The following is a 6,535-nucleotide window of genomic DNA, read 5'->3' on the forward strand; positions in this document are numbered from 1 at the left end:
CTACGTAGCCGTTGTTGCTGCGTTACGACTCCAGCGAGTTGCGTTTGTTGTCGGGGCGGACGACCCAGCTGAAGTGGCGCGGGTCGGAGGTCATCATGTGTTTGACCATTTGCGCGAAACCTTCGTAGCGGCGCATTTCGCCGTCCGAGAAATGGTCCTTCGCGTCGAGCGATTGCGGCTTCTCGACGGCCTTGTCCTGCGCGGCCTCGAGGGCAGGAACGAACAGCGGTTTGCCGAAATACTCGGAGTCCAACTGCCGCGCATCGTCGCCGTAGGTCTTGAGCATCTTCTTCGCCAGACCCTTGTGCAGTTGCAGTTTCGTGCCGCTTCGCGCGGGAATTCCGGCGAGGTGGTCGCTCAGAAACCGCCCAAACGCCTTGCGCTGATCTTCAAGCGCGTTGGTGTCTTCTTCGCGGAAGGTGTGGTGCAGATGGCGGAACATGGCAAGGTCTTCGACGGTCATCGCCGCATTTGCCTTCGTTTTCTGCGTGATCGTGAAATCGCCTCCGCTCAGCATGAAATCCAGAAAATCGGCAACGACATCGCCGTCTTTCAGTTCCGACCGCACGAACGGGCGCACATGCATCTGATCGCCGAACACCGCGCGCCATTTGGCGAGGCGCTTGGCGTAGTACAGAAGGCCGTTGCGCTCGGTTCGCTGGAACATGGTCGCGAGGTCGGACATATACATGCCGTTCTTGCTTCGCTCGGCAAAGATCGACATCAGCCGCTCGGCGTGGGGGCGGATTTAGGCGATGAGGCGCATGTTGCCCATCAGTTCGGGCATGTATTCTTCGAGCGCGGCTTTGAGCGCCTCGGGCTCAATGTATTCCAGATGCTCTGGCAGAGATCACGCCAACGTCCGCGTCCGATGCCAACAGAGCCTCTGCCGCGGGCGCCAAAGTCCGGCTGGTTTTCTTGCCGGTATTGTTCGCCTTCAGCGACTTGGCGAGCGGGTTATGGCTGAACCGCGCGGGATAGCAGACGGTTTTGGAGCCCGACGTATAGCCGCCCGACGACAGAAGATGCTGGATCGAGGTCGTTCCGGTTTTGCAGTCGCCGAGGTGGATAACGAGTTCTTTAACTATCTTACTCAGTCTTTACGGTTTTTGAGGAAAACGTCGAGCGGGCGGCGCTGTTCCTCGGGGCGGAGCGCCCAGTTGAAGTGCTTCGGGTCCGACGCCATCAGGTGCTGGAGGATGCTCGCGAACGCCTCGTAGCGGCGGATTTCCTCGGGCGAGAAATTGTCTTTCGGATTAAGCGATTGCGGCTCGTCGATCGCTTTGCCTGGCGCGGCTTCGAGGGCGGGGACGAAAATCGGTCGGCCAAAGAATTCGCGATCAACAATTTCCGCGTCCTCGCGGTAGGTTTCCGCCACCTTCTCTGCCAGTGCCTTGTGCATCCGCAATTTGGTGCCGCCCGCGCTCGGGATATTGCCGAGGTGTTCGCTCATGAACCAGCCGAACGCCTTGCGCTGCTCGACGAGCGACTCGGTTTCATCGTCGCGGAAGGTCTGGTGCAGCAGGCGCATCATGGAGATGTCTTCGACCGACAGGGACTCGTTGGCCTGCGTTTCCTGAGTAATTTTGAAATCGGTGGTGCGAAGCGCAAAGCTGAAGAAATCCTGCACCACGTCGCCGTTCAGCAGTTCTGAGCGCACGAAGGGGCGCACCTCATAACGGTCGCCAAACACCTCGCGCCATTTGCGCAGGCGGGGGGCGTAGTGCAGCAGACCGCCATCGTCGGCCTTGTCGTGCATCGCTTCGAGCGAGCGCATGAACAGGCCCTTCTTGCTCCGCTCGGCAAAGCTGGACACAAGGCGGTCGGCGTGGGGGCGGACGTAGGCCACAAGACGCATCTTCTCCAGCATCTTGGGCATGTATTTCTTCAGCGCGTCATGCAGCACTTCGGGGTCGACGAACTCGAAATGTTCGGCAGAGATCACGCCGATTTTCGCATCGCTCTTGGCAAGCTGCTGGCGGGTTTTGACGAAGCGCTGCTTCTGGTTGTCTGTGTCCTGCGTCAGCGTTTTCGCGAGCGGGATATGGTTGAAGCGCGCCGTGTAGCAGATTGATTTACCGGGGGCTTCCCATGCCTCTGCGGCGAGGATCGACTGCACCGAGGTCGTGCCCGTTTTGCAATCGCCCAAATGGAATACAAGCTCTTCGACCATCGCAGTCTACCCTTTACGCCACGACCATGCGGCAATTTTTCTTAAAGCGGCTACGCTATTGAAAGACAACTATCTTCCCCCGCGACGCGATCTTGTCTATGAAGGTTGGGCTTATCAAGAGAGTACATTTTTCAAAGATGAAAGTCGTTCTGTATATCGGCCATCATAAGGTTGGATCGACTGCTCTCCAGAGCTTTTTCGCGCAGAATTGGCACTCTTTTGCGACCCGCGGGATTCTGTATCCGAGCGTTGAGGCATTGGGCACCGCGCGGAACATCAAATCCCTGATCGACGGGGCCAATCCGCCGCTCGTACAATCGACAGTCGTCCGCGAGCCGCACAACGCGCTGGCCTTCGCGATGCTGAGCGATGCGAAGGGCGGCCAGATGCCTCCCTACCAGCAGGGCCTGCCCCACGTGACCGAGATGTGGCGCTACGTCGACCAGCAGATCACCATGCTGAAGCCCGAAACGCTGGTGCTGTGTTCCGAGGTCATGTCGAATTTCGGTAAGGCCGCGCCGGACCTGATCGACGTTCTAAAGACCAATTTCAAAGGTGCGGAGATCGAGATTTATTGCGCCCTTCGCGCGCCCGACCAGTACCTCGCATCGTGGCACGGGCAGCGGTTGAAGCTAGGCCATCAGGTCGAACCGCTGAGCGGGAAGGCGGCGCTGCAATACCGCAAGGGCGTCCATTTCGACTACGCGGGGATGCTGCGCCCGTGGCTGGCTGCGTTCCCGAAGGCGACGTTCCACATCCGCAACTACGCCGACATTTTGGAAACCGGCGGCGCGGTGGAGGATTTCCTCGCACAGACCGGCCTCGAATGCCCTGATCCGTCACCGATCAAGGGCGCTGCCAACCCCAGCCTGCCCTATGCCACTTACGAAATCATGCGCCGCGCGAACTATGCGCTGAGCCGTGACGACCAGCAGAAACTGCGAAACCACATGACGCGCGAGCGGATGCGCAAGCGCCTGCCGCCGAACAAGGATATCGAGCTGTTCGGTGAGGATGTGCGGCGCAAGCTCTATAAATCCTTCGCGCCGATCCATCAGGAAATCTCTGACATCGCAGGGGTAGATGAATTCTTCCCGGGCCTTGAATCGATGCTGCAAACCAACCCCGTCGCCGAGGCGGACGTTGTAGGCGAGGCGCTTAACAAGGTAAATTTGACCTGGGAGCGGTCGCTGCTACCTCGTTCGGTCAGGTCATATTTGTGGAAGTGTACGTATCGACAGTGGTTTGGCCGCAATTAATGCTCTGCCTCTCTGGCGCGATGCGTTAAGTATTAACTGAATTTGAACCGGAAGTTTTGTCCATGAAAGTCGTTCTGTACATCGGCCACCACAAAGCCGGTTCGACCGCTCTACAGGACTTTCTTGCGCGCAACTGGAAGGGGCTGGCGCAGGCCGGCGTCCTTTATCCCAACGTTGAGGCGCACGGCGCTGCTGGCAATATGTTCCAGCTGCTCAAAGGCGATCTGCCTGACGCCGCGCTTCCTGTCCACATCCGCGAGCCGCACAGCGCGCTGGCCTACCGGATGATCGCGGACGTATCGCAGCGCCCGATCCCCAAGCAATTCCAAGGACTTCCCGCCACGCGCCAGATGCTCCGCGCAATCCGCACGCAGGTCGATCTGCTGGAGCCGAACACCGTGATCCTCTGCTCCGAAGCCTTCGCGAATTTCGGACAGGTGAACCCCGAACTGGTCGACCGGCTCGTCCAACCGTTCGAGGGCGCCGAGTTCCAGATCTACTGCGCGCTGCGCCGCCCCGACGAGTATGTCACCTCGTGGCACGGTCAGCGCCTGAAGGTCGGCGAAAAGGCCACGCCGCTTTCGGCGGGTGGGCTTAAGGACTACTTCGGCGGCATCCATTTTGACTACCGTCAGGTGGTGGAGGCGTGGATCGACCGCGTGCCGAATGCCAAAATCTCCATCCGTAACTACGCCGATGTGCTGGGCGCTGGCGGCTCGGCGGAGGACTTCATGGGCCAGACGAGCCTCGCGATGCCCGACCCGATGATCCCTGCGCGACGCGCCAACGAAAGCCTGCCGCTCGCCGCCTATCCGATCATGGAAAAGGCCGTGCACAAGCTCGAACAGCCCGCGATTTTCAAGCTCTCGCGCTATCTGCAAAACCACGGCGCGAAGTTGACAGACGTCAACAATCGCGACGTCGAGGTACTCGGCACGGCGCAACGCCAGAAACTGTGGGACGAATTTGTCCCTGTGTCCGATTACCTGCGGAAATACGCCGCGACGGGGACGGAATTCTTCCCCGACATCGATAAAGTCAAAGAGGCGCGCCCCGTGCCTGCCGACGAAGCTGCCGCCGCGCTGGTCAAAGCGATCGACGTGTCGAAGCTTCAGAACGAACAAGCAGCGGACTTCGTGCGCGACCTCGCCGGTCGTTGAAGCCCGCCAAGAAAGAGCGACCGCCTATGACGACCCTTCAGACCATCGTGCTGCCCGAAGCGGGTATCGGTGAGGATCACAACCTTTTCTACCGCCCGCACGGGCCTGTGGGCCTCAAGCAGAAGAAGGGCGAGTTCGAACTGAGCGCGGGCGGCCATTTGTCGTTCAACACGTTCTTTAACTACTTCCACCTCGGGAAGTGGCTGAAGATCTGCGATTTCAACGATCTGGCACTGCATCTGGACGGCAAAGGCCGTGTCGAATTGCGCGTTATGCTTAACCGTGTGGGCCTCGGTGCCGAGAATATCTACTGCGATGTCGTTTCGCTGGACGATGATATCGCCCGCAATTTCGACCTGACGCCGATCCTCAAGGAACACGGCGAGGGCGTGATCTTTTTCCAGATCCGCGCGATGGAGGACGGCGTTGTCTTCCGCGGTGGTAGCTTCTCCACCACGTCCGAACCGCAGCGCACGCCGAAGCTGGCGATCAGCATCACGACCTTCAAACGCGAGGCGGAGGTGCGCGAAACCGTCGCCCGCCTCGAAGACTACATCCGCGCTCACGACCACAAGGACGACATCCGCGTTCAGGTTGTCGACAACGGCAAATCGGCGGAAATCGCGAACTCGGACGTCACCACAGCGTTCGAAAACCCGAACCTCGGCGGCGCTGGCGGTTTTGCGCGCGGCTTGGCCGAGGCCACCGACGCGGGCGCAACGCACTGCCTGTTCATGGACGACGACGCGTCGTTCTACATGGAAAACATCACCCGCACCTTTGCGGCGCTTGCCTATGCGCGCGACCCCAAGACCGCAATTTCCGGCGCGATGATCAACACCACCGTGCAATGGGCGATGTGGGAATACGGCGCTGTTTTCGAAGGAAAATGCTGGCCGCTGCACATGGGCACCGATCTGCGCAACCCTCATGATCTGATGCAGATGGAGTTCAACTCGCTCCACGACAACGCCGCCAATCGCTATGGCGGCTGGTGGTTCTTTGCCTTCCCGATCGCGCAGGCAAAGCACTACCCGTTCCCGTTCTTCGTGCGCGGCGACGACATCAGCTTCTCGCTCGCCAACGATTTCAACATCACCACGCTAAGTGGCGTGGTCTCGTTCCAAGAAGACTTCACCGAGAAAGAAAGCGCGCAAACGCTCTACCTCGACCTGCGCAACCACCTGACGCACCACCTGGTATTCGATGAGATGATCCCGCGCTCGGGCTTCAAAACCGGCTGGATCGCGGTGCGTTTCATGATGCGCTCGCTCCTGCGGTTCCACTACAGCACGGCAGAGGCGCAATTGCTTGCGTGGCATGACGTCATGCAAGGCCCTGATTTCTATGCCGAAAACGTGGATATGTCCCAGCGCCGCGCCGATATCAAAGTGCTGTCCGCTGATGAAGCATGGAAGCCCGTGGCCGAGGTTGATCTGAGCGAGCAGCACAAACGGCTCTACCGCACGTCGCGGTTCAAGCGTCACTACATCGGCGTGCTGACCCTGAACGGTCACCTGATGCCGTTCTGGAATGCGCTCGGCAGTAAGCTGGTCCTGCGCATCAGGGCCCGCGCCAACGTGTTCGAAGCGTTCTGCGCCAAGGAAATCACCTACTTCAACACCAAGCGCGACAAGGCCTACACCGTCCGTCATTCGAAGGCGCGGTTCTACAAGATTGGTTGGAAAATGGCGGTCACGCTTGCCAAGTTCGTCCGTGGCCACAAGGCGCTTCAGGCCCGATATCGCGACCGCTACGACAGCCTCGCCAGTCGCGAGTTCTGGGAAAAGCAGAAATGAAAAAGGGCGCCTCGGGGCGCCCTTTCGCTAATGCCGCGCGGTATCGCCGGTTTTGAGATACCATTGGTAGGTCTCTTCCAGCCCGTTGCGCAGATCGACGCTGGCGCGCCAGCCCATATCGGCGAGGCGGCTGACGTCCATCAG

At 59.6% G+C, this 6,535-nt stretch carries 5 protein-coding genes; 3 read left to right on the top strand and 2 right to left on the bottom strand.

Going from position 1 to position 6,535, the window contains the following annotated elements; all coding sequences use genetic code 11:
* Window positions 1-22: 22 nt before the first annotated feature.
* Both HCZ30_RS15540 and HCZ30_RS15545 read right to left on the bottom strand, forming a co-directional pair.
* Window positions 23-724 carry a hypothetical protein gene (locus tag HCZ30_RS15540; protein ID WP_167639227.1) on the bottom strand — a complete coding sequence of 234 codons (702 nt, stop codon included), beginning with the start codon at window positions 722-724 and terminating at the stop codon, window positions 23-25.
* Window positions 725-1,093: 369 nt separating this feature from the next.
* Entirely contained in the window at window positions 1,094-2,173 is a 1,080-nt protein-coding gene (locus HCZ30_RS15545) for a hypothetical protein (protein WP_167639228.1), read from the bottom strand.
* A gap of 137 nt (window positions 2,174-2,310) precedes the next feature.
* On the opposite strand from HCZ30_RS15545, the gene HCZ30_RS15550 reads away from it, so the two are divergent.
* From HCZ30_RS15550 to HCZ30_RS15560, 3 genes are all read left to right on the top strand, one after another.
* Entirely contained in the window at window positions 2,311-3,432 is a 1,122-nt protein-coding gene (locus HCZ30_RS15550; protein ID WP_167639229.1) for a hypothetical protein, read from the top strand.
* A gap of 62 nt (window positions 3,433-3,494) precedes the next feature.
* Window positions 3,495-4,592, top strand: coding sequence for a hypothetical protein (locus HCZ30_RS15555; protein ID WP_167639230.1), 1,098 nt, complete (start codon window positions 3,495-3,497; stop codon window positions 4,590-4,592).
* Window positions 4,593-4,618: 26 nt separating this feature from the next.
* Complete coding sequence (locus tag HCZ30_RS15560; protein WP_167639231.1) at window positions 4,619-6,391, top strand: glycosyltransferase family 2 protein; 1,773 nt, start codon at window positions 4,619-4,621, stop codon at window positions 6,389-6,391.
* Window positions 6,392-6,535 lie beyond the last annotated feature (144 nt).

Origin of the sequence: Marivivens donghaensis (genome assembly GCF_011806565.1) — a bacterium.
GTDB lineage: Bacteria > Pseudomonadota > Alphaproteobacteria > Rhodobacterales > Rhodobacteraceae > Marivivens > Marivivens donghaensis_A.